The organism is Blattabacterium sp. (Blattella germanica) str. Bge (assembly GCF_000022605.2).
Classification (GTDB): domain Bacteria; phylum Bacteroidota; class Bacteroidia; order Flavobacteriales; family Blattabacteriaceae; genus Blattabacterium.
Window position 1 is genome coordinate 390,706 of the sequence record NC_013454.1, and the last position, 18,751, is coordinate 409,456.

19 protein-coding genes and 1 tRNA gene are annotated in these 18,751 nt (G+C 27.6%); 12 read left to right on the forward strand and 8 right to left on the reverse strand.

Annotated features, from left to right (window positions below; translation table 11 throughout):
• Positions 1-5 precede the first annotated feature (5 nt).
• Both BLBBGE_RS01930 and rsmH read right to left on the reverse strand, forming a co-directional pair.
• On the reverse strand, positions 6-320 hold the full coding sequence (locus BLBBGE_RS01930; protein WP_041936762.1) for an FtsL-like putative cell division protein: 315 nt from the start codon (positions 318-320) through the stop codon (positions 6-8).
• A gap of 39 nt (positions 321-359) precedes the next feature.
• Positions 360-1,265 carry a 16S rRNA (cytosine(1402)-N(4))-methyltransferase RsmH gene (gene rsmH / locus BLBBGE_RS01935; RefSeq protein ID WP_012840917.1) on the reverse strand — a complete coding sequence of 302 codons (906 nt, stop codon included), beginning with the start codon at positions 1,263-1,265 and terminating at the stop codon, positions 360-362.
• A gap of 90 nt (positions 1,266-1,355) precedes the next feature.
• On the opposite strand from rsmH, the gene tgt reads away from it, so the two are divergent.
• Complete coding sequence (tgt, locus tag BLBBGE_RS01940; protein WP_012840918.1) at positions 1,356-2,480, forward strand: tRNA guanosine(34) transglycosylase Tgt; 1,125 nt, start codon at positions 1,356-1,358, stop codon at positions 2,478-2,480.
• Complete coding sequence (locus BLBBGE_RS01945) at positions 2,477-3,556, forward strand: LptF/LptG family permease (protein ID WP_012840919.1); 1,080 nt, start codon at positions 2,477-2,479, stop codon at positions 3,554-3,556. Before tgt ends, BLBBGE_RS01945 begins: the two co-directional genes overlap by 4 nt.
• Here the strand turns inward: BLBBGE_RS01945 and BLBBGE_RS01950 are convergent.
• Positions 3,553-5,064, reverse strand: coding sequence for a Do family serine endopeptidase (locus BLBBGE_RS01950; RefSeq protein ID WP_012840920.1), 1,512 nt, complete (start codon positions 5,062-5,064; stop codon positions 3,553-3,555). The two genes, BLBBGE_RS01945 and BLBBGE_RS01950, sit on opposite strands and share 4 nt — an antisense overlap.
• A gap of 106 nt (positions 5,065-5,170) precedes the next feature.
• Here BLBBGE_RS01950 and dapF point away from each other — a divergent pair, with 106 nt between their 5' ends.
• Together dapF and BLBBGE_RS01960 are read left to right on the forward strand one after the other, a co-directional pair.
• Positions 5,171-5,977, forward strand: a complete 807-nt coding sequence (gene dapF, locus BLBBGE_RS01955; RefSeq protein WP_012840921.1) for a diaminopimelate epimerase — start codon at positions 5,171-5,173, stop codon at positions 5,975-5,977.
• A gap of 9 nt (positions 5,978-5,986) precedes the next feature.
• Positions 5,987-7,072 carry a M42 family peptidase gene (locus BLBBGE_RS01960; protein WP_041936705.1) on the forward strand — a complete coding sequence of 362 codons (1,086 nt, stop codon included), beginning with the start codon at positions 5,987-5,989 and terminating at the stop codon, positions 7,070-7,072.
• On the opposite strand, the gene BLBBGE_RS01965 is transcribed toward BLBBGE_RS01960, so the two are convergent.
• Positions 7,062-8,078: a redox-regulated ATPase YchF gene (locus BLBBGE_RS01965; RefSeq protein WP_012840923.1), complete on the reverse strand. Its 1,017-nt coding sequence runs from the start codon at positions 8,076-8,078 to the stop codon at positions 7,062-7,064. The two genes, BLBBGE_RS01960 and BLBBGE_RS01965, sit on opposite strands and share 11 nt — an antisense overlap.
• A 59-nt stretch (positions 8,079-8,137) precedes the next feature.
• Here BLBBGE_RS01965 and BLBBGE_RS01970 point away from each other — a divergent pair, with 59 nt between their 5' ends.
• Positions 8,138-8,932 (forward strand): twin-arginine translocase subunit TatC, encoded by a 795-nt coding sequence (locus BLBBGE_RS01970; RefSeq protein ID WP_012840924.1) that lies wholly within the window; start codon positions 8,138-8,140, stop codon positions 8,930-8,932.
• A 27-nt stretch (positions 8,933-8,959) separates the two neighbouring features.
• Here BLBBGE_RS01970 and BLBBGE_RS01975 read toward each other — a convergent pair whose 3' ends face one another.
• Together BLBBGE_RS01975 and smpB are read right to left on the reverse strand one after the other, a co-directional pair.
• On the reverse strand, positions 8,960-10,201 hold the full coding sequence (locus tag BLBBGE_RS01975; RefSeq protein WP_012840925.1) for an OmpA family protein: 1,242 nt from the start codon (positions 10,199-10,201) through the stop codon (positions 8,960-8,962).
• Positions 10,202-10,257: 56 nt separating this feature from the next.
• Complete coding sequence (gene smpB / locus BLBBGE_RS01980) at positions 10,258-10,707, reverse strand: SsrA-binding protein SmpB (protein WP_012840926.1); 450 nt, start codon at positions 10,705-10,707, stop codon at positions 10,258-10,260.
• 72 nt (positions 10,708-10,779) lie between these two features.
• On the opposite strand from smpB, the gene BLBBGE_RS01985 reads away from it, so the two are divergent.
• The 4 genes from BLBBGE_RS01985 to BLBBGE_RS02000 all read left to right on the forward strand — a co-directional run bounded on the left by BLBBGE_RS01985 (position 10,780) and on the right by BLBBGE_RS02000 (position 14,224).
• Complete coding sequence (locus tag BLBBGE_RS01985) at positions 10,780-11,643, forward strand: transketolase (protein ID WP_012840927.1); 864 nt, start codon at positions 10,780-10,782, stop codon at positions 11,641-11,643.
• 25 nt (positions 11,644-11,668) lie between these two features.
• On the forward strand, positions 11,669-12,634 hold the full coding sequence (locus BLBBGE_RS01990; protein ID WP_041936763.1) for a transketolase C-terminal domain-containing protein: 966 nt from the start codon (positions 11,669-11,671) through the stop codon (positions 12,632-12,634).
• 1 nt (position 12,635) lies between these two features.
• Positions 12,636-12,965 carry a nucleotide pyrophosphohydrolase gene (locus BLBBGE_RS01995; protein ID WP_012840929.1) on the forward strand — a complete coding sequence of 110 codons (330 nt, stop codon included), beginning with the start codon at positions 12,636-12,638 and terminating at the stop codon, positions 12,963-12,965.
• A gap of 62 nt (positions 12,966-13,027) precedes the next feature.
• A complete protein-coding gene (locus tag BLBBGE_RS02000; protein WP_052295598.1) occupies positions 13,028-14,224 on the forward strand; it encodes a 3-phosphoshikimate 1-carboxyvinyltransferase in 1,197 nt (398 codons plus the stop codon).
• Here the strand turns inward: BLBBGE_RS02000 and BLBBGE_RS03225 are convergent.
• Positions 14,212-14,562: a C40 family peptidase gene (locus BLBBGE_RS03225; protein ID WP_012840931.1), complete on the reverse strand. Its 351-nt coding sequence runs from the start codon at positions 14,560-14,562 to the stop codon at positions 14,212-14,214. The genes BLBBGE_RS02000 and BLBBGE_RS03225 overlap by 13 nt on opposite strands.
• Positions 14,563-14,894: 332 nt before the next feature.
• On the opposite strand from BLBBGE_RS03225, the gene BLBBGE_RS02010 reads away from it, so the two are divergent.
• The 3 genes from BLBBGE_RS02010 (at position 14,895) to murI (ending at position 16,462) form a co-directional block, all read left to right on the forward strand.
• Positions 14,895-14,966: transfer RNA gene (locus BLBBGE_RS02010), tRNA-Glu, on the forward strand.
• 16 nt (positions 14,967-14,982) lie between these two features.
• On the forward strand, positions 14,983-15,222 hold the full coding sequence (gene rpsT, locus BLBBGE_RS02015) for a 30S ribosomal protein S20 (RefSeq protein ID WP_012840932.1): 240 nt from the start codon (positions 14,983-14,985) through the stop codon (positions 15,220-15,222).
• A 430-nt stretch (positions 15,223-15,652) separates the two neighbouring features.
• Complete coding sequence (murI, locus tag BLBBGE_RS02025) at positions 15,653-16,462, forward strand: glutamate racemase (protein WP_012840934.1); 810 nt, start codon at positions 15,653-15,655, stop codon at positions 16,460-16,462.
• Here the strand turns inward: murI and BLBBGE_RS02030 are convergent.
• Positions 16,449-18,731 (reverse strand): NADP-dependent malic enzyme, encoded by a 2,283-nt coding sequence (locus tag BLBBGE_RS02030; protein WP_012840935.1) that lies wholly within the window; start codon positions 18,729-18,731, stop codon positions 16,449-16,451. The genes murI and BLBBGE_RS02030 overlap by 14 nt on opposite strands.
• Positions 18,732-18,751 lie beyond the last annotated feature (20 nt).

The window sequence follows — 18,751 nt, forward strand, 5'->3', positions numbered from 1 at the left end:
TCTTGTTAATCTTCTAAGATTAATTCATACGGAGGAACCTCTAAATGTTTTAATCCATTGACATGAACTAGTTTTTTTCTAAGGAAAGAAGCTAATTGCATTTTCATACATTTACTATGTACATCTGCATATTCAGATTTCAATTCTTTAATTTCTTCACTAATTTGAGTTATTTTTCTAATTTTTCTATCCATCATATGTGAACTTGTAATGCTTATTAAAGATAGTACAGTCAGAAAAACAATGAAATTCCAACTACGGTAGGCATCTTCTTTAACTAAAAACTTTCCTTTCAGGATATCTTTGATATTTGTTTTCATGTTTTTTTTCATTTTCATTTTATTTGAATAATTTAATGATTAAACTTTTTCCGCTATTCTTAACCTAGCACTTCTAGATCTTGGATTTCTTATAATCTCCTGAAAGCTTGGTTTGATAACTTTTTTATGTATCATTCTGAATGGAAGAGTTTTGAAATTCATTTTTTTTATTAAAAATTCCTCTTTTAAAAAATATTTTGTGATTCTATCTTCAATAGAATGATATGAAATTACAGCTATTCTACCACCTGGTAGGATAATTTTAGAAGATTCTAATAAAAAATCCTTTAAAATATTTATTTCATTATTCACTTCTATTCGTATTGATTGAAAAAGTCTAGCAAGAAATCTTTTTCTTTTTTTGAAAGATCCATGAATAAAAAAAAGATTGCTTAAATCCAAAGTATTAGTAATATTTTTTTGAAAACGTTTTTTGAGTATTTTTTCCACAATTTTTTTTGCATTTTTAAATTCTCCATATTCATAAAATATATGAAATAACTCTTTTTTTGAACATTCGTTGATAACATTTTGAGCGGAATAAGAAGATTCCTGATTCATTCTCATATCTAAAGTACAATTCCACTGATTTGAAAATCCTCTTGTAGGATTATCTATTTGTAAAGAGGAAAGACCTAAATCAACTAATATTCCTGATACTTTTTCTATATGATTTTGATTCAAAATGTCACGTATGTGAATAAAATTATTGTGAAATAGATGAAAACGTTTATCCTTAATAAAATTTCTTTTTATAGATTCCTTATCCTGATCCAAAGCTATTAAAATTCCCCTTTTATTCAATTTTTTCAGAATAGCATAAGAATGCCCTCCTCCACCAAATGTTGCATCTACATAAATTCCATTTTTATCTGTAATTAAATTTTCTATGCTTTCTTTTAGAAGAACTGGTTCATGATGGTAGTAAAAATGTTGAAACCCCATTTTTTTTTTTTTACAGAAAATCTATTATAGTACGAAATTATATGTTGTATCTATCATTTATCATTGGAATTTTAAAAAAATTTTTTTCAAATGAAATTTAATTTAATTAAAACGGATCGTTTTTCTAAAGCCAGAGCTGGGATTCTAAAAACAGATCATGGAAAAATAGAAACTCCTATTTTTATGCCAGTTGCTTCAAAAGGCTATGTTAAAAGTGTACCAATACATGAAATACATAAAATCTCAAAAATAATTCTTGGAAATACTTATCACTTATATTTGAAACCCGGTATTGAAGTATTCCATAAAGCCGGAGGGATTCACTCTTTTATGAATTGGAACGAATCTATATTAACGGATAGTGGAGGTTTTCAAGTTTTCTCTATGAGAAAATTAAATAAAATCACAGAAAATGGAGTAGTATTTAAATCTATTATAAATGGATCCTATCATTTTTTTTCTCCAGAAAAATCTATGGAAATTCAACGTTTTATTGGCGGAGATATTATTATGGCTTTCGACGATTGCCCTCCTTTTCCTTGTAGTTATCAAGAAGCTAAAAAATCTATAAAAAAAACGCATATTTGGTTAAAAAAATGTTGTTCCTATTTACAAAATCATCCAGAAATATATAATTACAAACAAAGTTTTTTTCCTATTCTTCAAGGAAGTATTTATCCCGATTTAAGAAAAAATTCTGCAAAAGAAATTTCCTTGTTAGAAACTGAAGGTTATGCAATCGGTGGATTAAGTTTAGGAGAAGAAAAAGAACAAACACAGAATATCATTGATTTGGTTACAGATATTTTACCTAAAGAAAAACCGAGATATTTAATGGGAGTAGGAAATCCTGTAGATATTTTGGAAGGGATATCTCTTGGAATAGATATGTTTGATTGTGTTATTCCTACAAGGAATGGACGTCACGGAATGTTATTTACATGGAAAGGAATCATGAATATGAAAAATAAAAAATGGGAAAAAGATTTTTCCTGTTTAGATGAATTTGGAAATTCTTATGTAGATCAATCGTATAGCAAATCTTATGTAAGACACCTTTTTTTATCCAGAGATAATTTAGCAAAAGAAATTGCCTCTATACATAATCTATCTTTTTACTCTGATTTAATTCAACAAGCAAGAGTTCATATCATGAATAATCAATTTTTTTCTTGGAAAGAATCGGTAATTCCTTTGTTAAAAAAACGTTTATGAAAATTCTTGATCGTTACATTATTCGTAATCTTTTGATAACTTTTATATTTATTACTGTTTCTCTACAATTGTTATCTGTCGTGATAGACATTTCTCAACGAATGCATCGTTTGGAAAATAATCAAGGATCAATTAAAAAAGCTTTAATTTTTTATTATCCTTATTGGTCCATATGGTTAGCTAATACTTTTTCTCCTATTTCCGTTTTTTTATCTGTTATCTTTTTCACATCTAAATTAGAAAATAATTCAGAAATTACCGCTATTTTGTCAAGCGGAATTAGCTTGAACAGATTGATTGTTCCTTATTTAATATCAGCTATCATGATAGGGACTGTCTCCTTACTAATCAACTATTATTTTCTTCCTATGGCTAACAAAAAAAAAAATCAATTTCATTATCAATATTTATTAAGTTCAAGATATAAAAATAAATATGAAAAAAATCAAACTATAAGTACTCAAATTTCAAAAAATGAATATATTTTTATTAGAAATTTCTCAAGAAAAAAGAATATAGGGAAAGAATTTGTTTATCAAAAATTTAATGGTAAAAAATTAATATATATTTTAAAATCCAAAAATATTTTTGGGTACAAAAAAAAAAAAATATATGTTTTATCTGATTACAGAGAAACTACAATCAAAAAAAATTATGATTTTTTTATTAAAGGGGATTATAAAATCAAGAAATTTTCCTTCACTCCTGAAGAACTTTTACCGGAAGAATATATAGCAGAAACTATGAATATTTATGAATTGAAAAAATTTATAGATATAGAAAAAAAAAATAGAAATGTAAATATTCATTTAAATGAGTATTATCAAAGAACGAGCTTACCTTTTTCTACTTTTATATTCACTATTTTAGGATTCTCTTTATCTTCAAAAAAAAGTGAAACTGGTTATAATATAATCCTAGGAATTGTATTAGCTGTTTTTTATATTTTTTTTATGGAAATTACAAAAATATATTCTACAAAGGATACCATCCCTTCTTATTTATCTGTTTGGCTACCCAATGTATTATTGGGAATAATAGCATTGTTTTTTTATTGGAAAAATATAAATAATTAATTCATTTCAAACCCTGCTATATATACTTGTCCATTTTGTTTAATAGATTTTATAGTAACATCTCCTGAGTATTTTTTTAAAACGCGATCTACATCATTAGGTTTTCTCATTTTTTCTCCATTAATAGATAAAATAATGTCTCCTTCTTCCATTCCTATAGAACTTAAACGACCTGTTCTAATTTCTCTTATTCTAATTCCATAATCAATGCCAAAATCTTTTTTATACTCTTGACTAAGTGGTTCAAATGTTGCTCCTAATAATTCAGATGGACTAATTTCCTCTCTATTTCTTATTTTTGTTCTTCCTTGCAAATCTTTTAAAGTTACGTTAAAGGTTTTTTTATGTCCGTTCCGTATAATATTTACTTTTACCTTATCCCCTGGATGTTTTGTTCCTACAATAAATGATAAATCCGCAACATTTTGTATTGGTTTTCCGTCTATGCTTTTTATGATATCTCCTTTTTTCATACCTGCATCTGCAGCTCCACTTTGATCAAATACTTCTCCTATTAAAAAACCTTGTTGTGGTTTTATGTTTTGATGTGTTTCTTTATTATAAGCCTTTAAGTATTCTGTTTTAGAAAGATCCATTCCTCTAACTCCTAAATATGCACGTTGTACTGTACCATATTTTTTGATATCTTGTATAACTTTTGCTACTAAATTAGAAGGAGCCGCGAAACTATATCCTATAAAATTTCCTGAAGATGAAGAAATAGCTGTATTAATTCCAATTAACTCTCCATTTGTATTAACCAATGCCCCTCCACTATTTCCAGGATTGACAGCTGCATCTGTTTGAAAAAAAGATTCAATAGCTGATTGTGTTTCTCCTCTTAATATTCCTAAACTTCTGTTTTTTGCACTGATAATCCCTGCTGTGACAGTAGAATTTAAATCAAAAGGGTTTCCTATTGCTAAAACCCATTCTCCTACCTGGACTTTATTAGAATCCGAAAAATAAATAAAAGGTAAATTTTTATCACTTATTTTTAATAATGCGATATCCGTGCTCGGATCTGTTCCTATCAATTTAGCTCTATAAGTTCTTTGATCATTCAGAGTGATTTCAATTTTTTCTGCGTCTTTGATCACATGATTATTAGTTACAATATATCCATCCGGTGAGACGATAACTCCTGATCCATGAAGTCCAGGAAGGTCATTTTTTTGGGGTTTTTTTCCTCTATTTCCAAAATCATCAGGAAATCCAAAAAAAGAAATCAAATGGATCAAATTGGTTGTTATATTTTTTTTGTAATAATTTTTTACATTTACTACTGCATGTATTGTTTTGGCTACAACTCTGGTAAAATCAGGCGATCCTGCAGAACCAACCAATGATGAAGAATCTGATGAAGTTAGTTTTGTTTTTGACAAAGAAGAAGATGATGTATATGGAAAAAGAAAAGGATCTTCTTTAGTGTATTGTTTATAAGCAGCAATGGTTATGATTGAACTCATAATACTGCTAAGTATAATATAAAAAACTATTCTCTTCATATCATATTTTGATAGTTACTTATTCATCACAAATATAATAGAAATAGTAAATAAATTAATAATATTCATAACTTAGATTCTAAAAAATAATGTTAACTTCGTTTTTATGAAATTTAATTTTTTTAAATATCAGGGAACGGGAAATGATTTCATTCTCCTAGATGACAGGACAAAAAAAATAGTTAAGGAATATACCATTTTAAAAAAATTATGTAATAGACATTTTGGAATTGGGGCAGATGGAATCATTTTGATCCAAAATGATTCCAAAAGTGATTTTTATATGCAATATTATAATTCTGATGGAAAAGAAAGTACAATGTGTGGAAATGGAGGAAGATGCGCCATTTTTTTCGCTAAAAAATTAGGAATCAACAAAGAAAATAAAATTCATTTTAGAGCCATAGATGGACATCATTATGGATTGATAATAAAAAACGAAAAAAATGATAAATGTTTGGTTTCCATTAATTTAATTAATATTCAAAAAAATGAAATCGAAATTCATCCTGAACACGTTTTTTTAAACACTGGATCTCCTCACCATATTATTTTTGTAGAAAATATAAAAGAAATAAATGTGTACGAAGAAGGAAAAAAAATTAGATTTCGAAATCCTTATTTGAAAAAAGGAGTCAATGTGAATTTTGTAGAAATACTTGAAAATAAAACTTTACAAGTACGTACTTATGAAAGAGGGGTAGAAAATGAAACTTTATCTTGTGGAACTGGAGTTACAGCTTCTGTCATTGCAGCATATGAAACGAATCGAATTTCCTCTATTGAAAAAATTCTAGTTCATACTATAGGAGGAAAATTATGGGTTTCATTAAAAGAAACAAAAAACGAATATAAAGATATTTATTTAACTGGATCTGTTCAATTTATATTTCAAGGATGTATTTTTATTTGATATGAAATGATGAAAAATAATTATTCAATTAGTAGTGATTCTTTAAAATTTCTTAAAAAATATTTAAATGGCTCTTCTCCAACTGGATGTGAAAGTGAAGGTCAAAAAATATGGATGAATTACATTAATTCTTATGTAGAAAAAATTCAAACCGATTTGTATGGAACAGCAGTAGGAATTATCAATCCTAATTCTCCATATAAATTAATTATTGAAGCTCATGTTGATGAAATATCTTGGTATGTAAATTATATTACAGAAGATGGCATTATATATGTTTCTCGTAATGGAGGATCAGATCATCAAATAGCCCCATCTAAAAAAGTCATTATTCATACAGAAAAAGGATTCGTTCATGGAATATTTGGATGGCCAGCAATTCACACAAGAAAATCTTCAGAAGAAAAATCTCCTAGTATAGACAATATATTTGTGGATATTGGTGTTTCTAGTAAAACTGAAGCCATTGATCTAGGTGTTCATGTAGGTTGTATTATTACTTATCCTGATGAATTTTTTATCATGAATCACAATTATTTTATATCTAGAGCATTAGATAATAAAATAGGAGGTTTTATAATAGCAGAAGTAGCAAAAATGATCATGGAAAATAATATTCATTTAAAATTTGGATTATACATAGTGAATTCTGTTCAAGAGGAAGTAGGATTAAGAGGAGCTAAAATGATTTCTCAAACCATACAACCAAATATGGCTATTGTTACGGATGTAACACATGATACATCTAGTCCTATGATTGATAAAAAGATACAAGGAGATATTAAATGTGGATTAGGACCTGTTATTGGATATGCCCCATCAATACAAAAAAATCTTAGAGAACTTATTATTAATACTGCTAACAGTAAAAAAATACTTTTTCAACGTTTGGTTTCATCTAGATATACAGGAACAGATACAGACGCTTTTGCTTATTCCAATAAAGGAGTATCATCTGCTTTAATATCCATCCCTCTAAAATACATGCATACTACCGTAGAAATGGTTCATAAAAAAGATGTAGAAAAAGCTATATTTCTAATTTTTGAAACTTTACAAGAAATTAATAATTCTAAAAAATTTTTTATCGATTAAATCTAAAATGAATTATATCTCCATCTTGAATTAAATAATTTTTTCCTGCCAAAAAAATCTTTCCTGCTTTTTTTACTTTTTCTTCTGATTTATATTTTATAAAATCATTATAATGAATAACTTCTGCTTTTATAAATCCTTTTTTAAAATCTGTATGAATGACTGAAGAAGCTTCATAAGCTGTACATTGATTAGGAATTGACCAAGCTCGTATCTCTTTTTTTCCTACCGTAAAAAAACTTTGTAAGTTTAATAACTTATAAGCTTTTTTCAGAATTTTTTCAATTCCATAAGATATGGAATTTTTTTTCAATGAGAAAACAACCAAAGTAGAATTCTCCATCTCTACTATTTTTTTAAGATTTTTTATATGTAAATGATGAAATTCATTTACTTTTTCATCCGTATTACATACATAAAGAACAGGTTTTTCAGTTAATAATTGTAAATCCTTTATATGTTTTTTTTCATCTTCTTGAAATGGATACATTCTAATATTTTTTCCTTCTTTTAAAAAAGAAAAAATTTTTTGTAGTGTATTAATAGATCTATTATTTTTGTTTTTTTTTGTAATCTTTTCTAATCGATTTTCTATTGTATCTAGATCTTTCAACTGTAATTCCATGTCTATGATTTCTTTGTCTCTAATAGGATTGATAGATCCTTCTACATGAATAACGCTTATGTCGTGAAAAAGACGTATCATATGGATAATGACATTTGTTTCACGAATATGAGATAAAAATTTATTTCCTAATCCATCTCCTTTATGGGAACCTTTTATGAGACCTGCTATATCTACTATTTTGATTTCGGATGGAATTATTTTCATTGGCTGAATTATCTCTTTTAGTTCATATAGCCTTTGATCTGGAACTTTTGTCATTCCATAATTAGGTTCTATCGTACAAAAAGGAAAATTTTCTGATAAAACTTTAGAGTTAGAAATAAAGTTAAAAAATGTTGATTTTCCTGTGTTAGGAAGACCAATAATTCCACATTTCATTATTGTTAATATTTAAAAATTACAATTATTTTTATCAGTATAAACATGAATTTTAATGAATGAAAAAAATGCCGTTTTGGAAACACATTGAAGAGCTGAGAAAACATGTTATTCATTGTTTTTTTGCTATTATCATTGCAATGATTATTTTAATGAATAATAAAAATATGATATTTGATTACATTATTTTTGCTCCATCCAAAACTGATTTCATTACTTATCGTATTTTTTATGAATTCACAAATACTTTTTTAGGGTTTCATTTAAATCCTGTTTCTTTTTTATCCAAAAATTTGGAAATACAAAATAGACAAATATTTGGACAATTTAATATTTATGTATGGACTTGTTTTATAGGAGGAGTTATTTTATCGTCTCCTTATATTTTTTATGAGTTTTGGAAATTTATCAAACCTGCTCTTTCGAATGAAGAAAGAAAATATTCTAGAGGAATACTTATAATAGTAACTCTTTTATTTGTATTAGGAGTTCTTTTTGGTTATTTTATTTTATGTCCATTTTTAATTCATTTTGGATACTCTTTTAGAATAAGTGATGTTCCAAAAAACATATTCGATTTATCGGATTATATCTCTTTGATTATACATTCTGTACTATCTATGGGGATTCTTTTTTTATTTCCATTTTTCATATTTCTTCTTACTAAAATGGAATTGGTTTCCTATACTTTTTTAATGAAATACAGAAAACATGCTTTTCTAATAATGTTAATTATTGCTTCTGCTATTACCCCTGGTGATATTTTAAGTACAATAATCGTTTTAATACCTTTGTTAATTCTTTATGAAGTAAGTATATATATATCGTTTTCTGCAAATAAAAAAACCTCTTGAGATCAAGAGGTTTTTGTTTTATCCTTTTTATTTTCGTATTGTGATTTCTACTCGTCGTCCCTTTTTCTTATATTTTCCTCCTACCAATCCTCTAACTTCTATTCTAGAAGAATCTACTCCTTTAGAAATCAAAGCCTCAAATACTGAGTTTGCTCTTTTTAGAGATAAAGTTTTATTATAAGAAAGTTTTCCATGAGAATCTGTATATCCATCTATATAAAATTTGGAATTAGGTAGACTATTGATTATGATTTCAGCTATTTCATTCACAATTGATAAAGAACGAGGAGTTAATGCAAATTTACCCAAATCAAATAAAATAGGGCTAAAAACTACATCAGGACATCCTTGATTTTCTTTTTTTCCAAATTTTTTAGGACACTTATCTTCGTAATCCGGAACGTTATCTGAATCTGTGTCGGGACAACCTTTGAATTTTCTTAATCCAAATTGATTGGGGCATAAATCTTCTTGATCTAAAACTCCATCTTTATCAGAATCTTTTGGATTTTGATTTTGGCAACAAATTTTTTCTTCTTCTTTTTTTTCTTTATTTTCTGAAGAATAATAAGAATGATTTTTATCTATTTCTACTATTTTTTTGTTTTCTTGATTTTTGTTATATTTTTGATTTTCTGTAATTTTTAAATTACCAAAACGAAAAATAACTCCTACATTATGTTTCCAAAAATTCAAAAAATCTCCTGATTGATATGCAAATACTTGATTATAAGTACTTTGCAGGTTAACCCCCAAATTAGAAACGATCCAAAAATTGAAACCTAATCCACCGTCTAATACAAAAAAATTCTTCTTATTTGTTTTAAAATATTTTGTATCTGAAATTCTCAATTCTCTGTTTACGTATCCGTTAAATTTATGATAACCTGCTCCTAATCGCAAATAGGGATCAAACTTATAATGAGGAAAAATATATAAATTCACCCCATGACTCAGTTTAACAAAAAAACCATTCGCTATTCTCCACCTGTTATTATCGACCATTCCTAATGATGCATCTAAATATAACCCTATATGTTTTTTGATCTTGTGCTCTAATTCTACATGAGAAATAATAGGATTAAAACTATTATTCTTTTTAAGAAAAAAACCTTTTAAAGGAGATTTTATCGGAAAATAATTTATATCGTGTGCTCCTATTCTAACAGACCATTTTTCTTTTTCTTTCGAATCTTGAGAAAAAACATGAGAGAATATAGACGAAAAAAAAGCGAATAAAGCAATAATAAAAAAATTGACGTTTTTCATAAAACTATAATTTCTTTGAATCTAAACAAATATAAATATTTGATTTCAAAAATAAATTAAATACAATCTTTAATTTTTAAAGATTGTTTGATTTCTCTCAAAGAATCTCTTTTTCGCAAAGATTCACGTTTATCATATGTTTTTTTTCCTTTAGCTAAAACTATTTTCATTTTTACGTATCCTTTATCGTTAAAAAATAATTCAATGGGAACGATAGTTAACCCTGTATCTTTCAATTTTTTATTGATTTTTTTTAATTCTTTTTTATTCAATAATAATTTCCTTTGTCTTCTGCTTGAATGATTCCAATTGGTTCCGAATTTGTACTCAGCTATGTACATTCCAATAGAATACAATTCTCCATTTTGCATTTGACAAAAACTATCCACAATATTAACTTTGTTTTGTCTAACGGATTTTACTTCTGTTCCAAACAATTGGATACCAGCTACATAATATTCTAAAAAATGATATTGAAATCTAGCCTTTCTATTTAGAATACTCATAATTAATTGTTATTTTTGTAATGTAATTAATAACAAAAATATCAAAAAAGTTTTCAAAAATTGAAATAAAAAATGAATTTACATTATCTAAAGGATTTGTGTTCTCAAGTGAGAAGAGATATTCTACGCATGGTCAATGATGCAAAATCTGGTCATCCAGGTGGATCTTTGGGATGCACGGAATATTTTGTGGCTTTATATCAAGAAATAATGCATTATAACCCCAAAATTTTTACCATGGATGGAGAAGGAGAAGATCTTTTTTTTCTATCCAATGGACATATTTCTCCTGTTTATTATAGTATATTAGCTCGTTCCGGTTTTTTTCCAATCAAAGAATTATCTACTTTTAGAAAGTTAAATTCCCGTTTGCAGGGACATCCTTCTGTGCATAGAGGATTACCCGGAATACGTATTTCTTCTGGTTCTCTAGGGCAAGGAATGTCTGTGGCTGTTGGTGCAGCTTTATCAAAAAAATTAAACAAAGAATTTCATAATATCATTTATAGTTTACATGGAGATGGAGAATTGAATGAAGGTCAGATTTGGGAATCTGTTTTATATGCAGGAGCTAGAAATATAGATAATTATATAGCAACTATTGATTATAATGGACAACAAATAGATGGAACAACAGATGAGGTATTGCCTCTAGGCAATTTGAAAAAAAAATTTGAATCTTTCGATTGGAAAGTTTTAGAAGAATTAGAAGGAAACAATATTGAAAAAGTAATTGACGTTTTAAAAAAAGCAAAAAATGAAACAGGAAAAGGAAAACCTGTTTTAATTATACTATATACTCAAATGGGATATGGTGTAGATTTTATGGTAGGAAATAATGCATGGCACGGAAAATATCCCAATCAAGAAGAATTAGAAAGAGCGCTCTCTCAACTTCCTAAAACTACTTTTGTAGATTATCCCTTATCTGATTAAAAAAATAAAATGCAGCATTATGAATATGAAACAATATGAAAATAAAGGGCTCAAAGAAACTAGAGCTGGGTTTGGTCAAGCTTTGACTTTTTTGGGAAAAAAAAATAAAAGAGTGGTAGCATTGTGTGCCGATTTGACTAGCTCTTTATTTATGAATCAATTTTCAAAAGAATTCCCAGAAAGATTTTTTCAAATAGGAATAGCAGAAGCTAATATGATTGGAATAGCAGCTGGACTGAGTATTGGAAAATATATTCCGTTTGCAGGTACATTTGCTAATTTTGCTACATCTCGTGTCTATGATCAGATACGTCAATCTATTGCTTATTCTTATAAAAACGTAAAAATATGTGCTTCTCATTCTGGATTAACTCTAGGAGAAGATGGAGCTACACATCAAAGTTTAGAGGATATTGGAATGATGAAAATGTTACCTGGGATGACTGTTATCAATACATGTGACTATAATCAAACTTATGCAGCTACTTTAGCGATAGCTCATTATTTAGGCCCAGTTTATTTACGTTTTGGTCGCCCTGCTGTAGCTAATTTTACGGATGAAAATCAAATGTTTGAAATCGGAAAAGCTGTTCTTTTAACAGAAGGAAAAGATGTTACCATTGTTTGCACAGGACATTTGGTATGGGAAGCTTTAGAAGCCTCTAAAATTTTGTACAGAGAAGAAGGAATAGAATGTGAAGTAATTAACATTCATACAATCAAACCGTTGGATGAAACGTCTATTTTAAAATCTGTAAATAAGACGAAATGTGTTCTCACTGCAGAAGAACACAATTATTGGGGAGGATTAGGGGAAAGTGTAGCTAGGATACTTACTACCAAAAAATGTTATGTTCCTCAAAGTTTAGTAGCTGTTAATGATGTTTTTGGAGAGAGTGGAAAACCTATGGAACTTTTGAAAAAATATAACATTGATTGTAATTCTATTATAAATCGTATACAGATTTTGTTGAAAAAAAAGAAAAATTAATTTGGAAATCAAAGATATACAAAAATTAGTTCATAATTGGATCGTGAACCATGGAGTGCGTTATTTTGACGTGTTAACGAATACTATTCTTTTATCAGAAGAAGTAGGTGAAGTTTCTAGAATTATTGCTAGACATTATGGGGAACAATCTAAAAAGAAAAATTGTAAAAAAAATGAAGATCTTGGAGAAGAGTTATCAGATGTTTTGTTTGTTATAGTTTGTTTAGCTAATCAAACTGGAATCAATTTAGAAGAATCCTTTCATAAAAAATTAAAAAAAAAGGAAATCAGAGATCACACAAGACACCATGAAAATGAAAAATTAAAATAAAATATGTCTTCTTATATTAGGATTTATAAAAAAAAGGGAGTTTATTATCCGGTTCTGTATCTATAACAGGATCTAAAAGTGTATCTAATCGTCTTTTAATTTTGAAAGCCATTTATAAAGATGATATTCAGATTGAAAATCTTTCGAATTGTGAAGATACAGAAGTATTAAAAAAAAGTTTAACTAGTCCTTCTAATATATTAGATATTCATCATGCTGGAACGGCAATGCGTTTTTTAACTTCTTATTTTGCTATTCAAGAGGGAAAAGAAATAGTGTTAACAGGATCAGAAAGAATGAAAGAAAGGCCTATTTCTGTACTTGTAGAAGCACTAAGGGAGCTAGGATCTGAAATTTCCTATTTGGAAAAAAGAGGATATCCCCCAATAAAAATTTTGGGAAAGAAAATTTTAGGAGGAAAAATAGATATAGATGCAAAAATTAGTAGTCAGTATATTAGTTCCTTAATGTTAATAGCCAGTCAATTTAAAATTGGACTAAAAATTCATCTAAAAGGGAATATTACGTCCATTCCATACATAAAGATGACTTTTGATTTACTGACTTTAGCAGGAATAAAAACTTCTTGGGAAGAAGAAATTATCCATATTCATCCAAAAAGAAATAAGGGTAAAAAATACTTTCATATAGAATCAGATTGGAGTTCTGCTTCTTATTACTATTCAATGGCCGCGATATCCAAACAAAGTCACATTACTTTATCTTCGTATAATAATGAAAGTTTACAAGGAGATAGAGAAGTTGCTTCTATATATGATAAAAATTTTGGAATAACTACTTTTTTTGATAAAAATGTAATGACATTAAAGAAAAAATTAAATTTTTGTGAAAAAAAATTCATAGAATTAAATTTAAATAAAACTCCAGATATCGCACAAACTATTGTTGTTACTTGTGCAGCTCTAGGGATAAAATGTAGTTTAAAAGGGTTAGAAACATTAAAAATTAAAGAAACAGATAGGTTGCTAGCATTGAAAGAAGAATTATTAAAATTTGGAGTCATAACGAACATTACAGATTCTTGTTTAGAAATCACAGACTTTTCTAGAAAAAAAATCAATTCCTTTATAAAAATAAAAACTTATCAAGATCACAGAATGGCAATGTCTTTTTCTACATTTGGATTATGTTCTTCTTTTTTACAAATAGAGGACCCAAATGTTGTAAAAAAATCATATCCTAATTTTTGGAATGATTTAAGATCTTTAGGTTTTTCAATTGATTATTATGAGGAATAAAGAATTCTTCTTGCCATAATAAATCTATGATTCCAGTATTTTTGATATAATTGAGATATAATTACTCCATTAGATGTAGAAGCATGAATGAAAAATATATTATTGGGACTCACATGAATAACCATTCCTACATGATTTATTTTTTTAGATGTTCCTGTTGCAAAAAATAATAGATCTCCTTTTTCTATTTGTTCTTTAGGAACAAAAAAACCTTTTTTAGCTTGATGATAAGAAATTCGTGGTAAAGATATTTTGTAAGAAGCAAAAACGTTTTTTATAAAAGCAGAACAATCAATTCCTGTTTTAGTTTTTCCTCCATATCTATATGGAGTGAACATATAGTTTTTAGCTTTTTCTATAATACATTCTGTTTTTTCTTTAAAAAACAGTTTTTGATTGATGATTTGAAAATAATTTTTTGAATTTTTATAATTGTTGCTGCATGTATTTTGCTTCTTTTTTCTAAAAGAAATTCTTTCATATTTTTGTTCTACATTCCCATATAATGAAACAGAAAGAAAATGATAATAAAAAACTACAAGTAAAACAATTTTAGAGTTTATAATAAGGATTGTTTTTTTTAAAGCAATTCAAACAGACACTCAAATATAAACAAAATACTTGTATTAAACACAAAAAAAATTTAATTTGTGTTCTTAATTTTTTTTTTGGCCCATTCGTCTATTGGTTAGGACGTCAGGTTTTCATCCTGGAAAGAGGGGTTCGATTCCCCTATGGGCTACTATAATTTATGGATTATGGCAAATCATTTATCTTCTTTGAAAAGAATTAGACAAAATCGTACTAAACGTTTACGTAACAAATATGTATATAAGAGTACAAAAACAGCCATAAAAAAATTATTAAAGGAAAAAAATAAGGAAAAATATTCTATTGTAATTTCTATGATAGATAAATTAGCTAAGAAAAATATTATACATGGAAATAAAGCGGCTAGATTGAAAAAACAATTAAATAAAAAATTATTCTCTAATTGATTATTGTATTGAATGAAATATTTTTTGAAATTCCATCATGGCATAGCTTTTTTAGTAATTTCTTTTTTGATAGTGGAAATGATCTATCTTTTATGGTGCAGATATTATGGAACGCAAATAAAGGGAGAACTTTTTTTTAAAATCATATTGAATGGAACAATAGTCACTATGCTTTTTCAAATTCTTATTGGTTTATTCTTGATGAATTTCTATTTTTTTTCATTCAAAAATGAAATTAACATAATCAAGATTTTAAAACAAGAAAAAATTCGTTTGAAGTTGATAGAACATCCCATTATGATGATGATTGGATTTTTTATATTTGTCCTTTTTACAATAAATTTTTTCAAAAAAAACAAATTACTAACACGGTTTTATTTTTATTTTTTTTATCTGTATTAACCATAATGATTCGTTTCCCTTTCAAGATATGAAAATAAGTCCACTTTCTCCAATAGGAATATTTGATTCTGGAATTGGCGGACTGCTTATAGCTAAAGAAATCAAAATTCAGATGCCTAATGAAGATTTGATTTATTTTGGAGATACTAGAAATATGCCTTATGGAGAAAAATCTAAAGAATTTATTATAGAAAATTCTATGAAAATAGCTTCTTTTCTTTATAAAAAAAAATGCAAAGCTTTAGTTATAGCGTGTAATTCCATTACATCCAATGCGTTAGATATTCTTTGTAAAACATTCCATAGAAAAATATTAATATTTAATGTAATAGATCCTATAGTGAAACATAAAATACTTCTTTCTTCCAAAAGAATAGGAATAATTGCTACACCTGCTACAATACGTTCAAATTTTTATACAAAAGAAATCAAAAAATATTATCATCATTTAGATATAGTTCAAATATCTACATCTTTATTAGCTCCAATGATTGAAAAAGGTTTTAAAATAAAAAAAAATATTATCAATAATTATTTAAATCGTTTAAAATCAATAGATACACTTTTACTTGCCTGTACTCATTATCTATTTCTTAAACAAGAAATAGATAATTTTTATCATGGAAAAGTTCGTTTAATTGATATACAAAAAATAGTAGTACAAGAAATAAAAAAAACATTAAATGATGATAAATTATTGTGTAATCATCCAACCTGGAATAGAAAATTCCCTATTTTTTATACATCTAGTTTGATCCCTACTTTTTTTGAGAAACAAGTTAGAATTCTTTTTGGAAAAAAAGTATTTATTAAAACACACGTTTTTAATTTTTCCTAATTTGTGCATCTATTACAGATAAAGTCGCTAAATTAACTATTTCTTCTATACTGGATTGCATTTGCATAACATGTGCCGGTTTTCGCATTCCTAACATTACAGGGCCAATTGTTTGAACATTTCCTAATCCTCTAATAAATTTATAAGTTAAATTTCCTGATTCTAGATTTGGAAATATAAAAATATTTGCTCTTTTTTTGACAAGTTTGGAAAAAGGAAACTTGCTAGCTAATAAAAATTCATTTAGAGCAAAATCAGGTTGTAATTCTCCATCGACTATTAAATTTGGATATTTTTTATGTAAAAAAGCTACTGTCTGAGATACCTTAGAAGATGTTTTTGAATTAGATGAAAAATTTTGAAAAGATAACATTGCTATATGTGGTTCAATATCAAAAGCTTTCACTACATGAGATGCCATTAAAGCTATTCTAGCTAATTCTTCACTTGTTGGATCTGGAATGACGGCTGTATCAGCCAAAAACAAGGGACCACGTTTTGTCAATAAAATCATCATTCCTGCTGTTTTGTGAACGGAATCTGCTCTACCTATAACTTCTAACATAGGACGTAAACTCAATGAAAAACTTCTTGAATATCCTGTAATAACCGCATCTGCCTCTCCTTGATCTACCATCATTGCCCCAAAATGATCATTTGTACGCATACGTATTTTTGAATCGTATAAAGTCAAACCTTTCCGGTTTCTTCTTTCCCAAAGGATTTGAAGTAAAAATTTTCTTACTTTTTCTCTATTTTCTTCTTTTTCTGGATCTACAATTTCTAATTCAACATCTAGGTTATTTTCATTGATTAAACGTTTGATACGATCTTCATTTCCTAAAACAACGGGAACAGAAACAATTCCTTCCTCATGAAGAATTTGAACAGATTTCAATATATCATATTCTTCTCCATTACAAAAAACAACTTTTTTAGGATTTGTACGTGCTCTATTTTGGATCATTCGAAGCATTTTACTTTCGTAACCCATCCTATCAAGCAATTTTTCTTGATAGATTTTCCAATCTAAAATAGGATTTCTCGCTACTCCAGAATCCATAGCGGCTTTAGCTACAGCAGGAGCAACACGAGTAATCAAACGATTATCAAAAGGCTTTGGAATAATATATTCTTTTCCAAAAGAAATATTTTTTTTATTATAAACAATATTGACCTGTTCTGGAACAGGTTCTTTTGCCAAAGAAGCTATAGCATGTACAGCTGCTAATTTCATTTCATCATTAATTACACTAGCATGAACATCTAGAGCTCCTCTAAAAATATAAGGAAATCCTAAAACATTGTTAACTTGGTTTGGATAATCACTTCTTCCAGTAGCCATAATAATATCTGGACGGACTTGAATTGCTAAGTTATAATCTATTTCTGGATCTGGGTTTGCCATAGCAAACACAATCGGATTTTTTCCCATACTTTTTAACATATTAGGAGTTAATATACCTCCTATAGATAAACCAATGAAAACATCCGCGTTTTCGATAGCTTGATCTAATTTTGGAACAGGATAAGTATTTACAGAAAATTCCTTTTTTTCTTTATTCAAATCGGTTCTTGAAGAATGCAATAACCCTTTGCTGTCAAACATGAGAATATTTTCAGGTTTTACGCCAAGTTGTTTATAAGTTCTTGTACAGGAAATGGCAGCAGCTCCTGCCCCATTAACTACCATTTTAATTTCATGAATTTTTTTTCCAACATAGGTGATAGCATTAAGCAATGCAGCTCCTGAGATAATCGCTGTTCCATGTTGATCATCATGCATAACAGGAATACTTAGTTCTTTTTTAAGTCTTCTTTCTATTTCAAAAGCTTCTGGAGCTTTTATATCTTCTAGATTGATTCCTCCAAAAGTAGGGGCAATAGCTTTGACTGTTTCTATAAATTTTTCTGGATCAGATTCGTCTATTTCTATATCGAAAACATCAATCCCAGAAAAAATTTTGAATAAAAGAGCTTTTCCTTCCATTACCGGTTTAGAGGCTAATGCTCCAATATCTCCAAGACCTAATACAGCAGATCCATTAGTAATGACTGCGACAAGATTTCCTTTAGATGTATATTTATATACTTCTTGAGAAGAACGAGCTATTTCTTTACAAGGTTCTGCTACTCCTGGAGAATAAGCAAGAGATAGATCTCTTTGACTACTATATTTTTTAGTGGGTGTTATTTGTATTTTTCCAGAAGGAAATTGACTATGATAATTTAAAGATTCTTCACGAAATTTACTTATGTTTTTTATCATTATGTTAATAATTAATAATA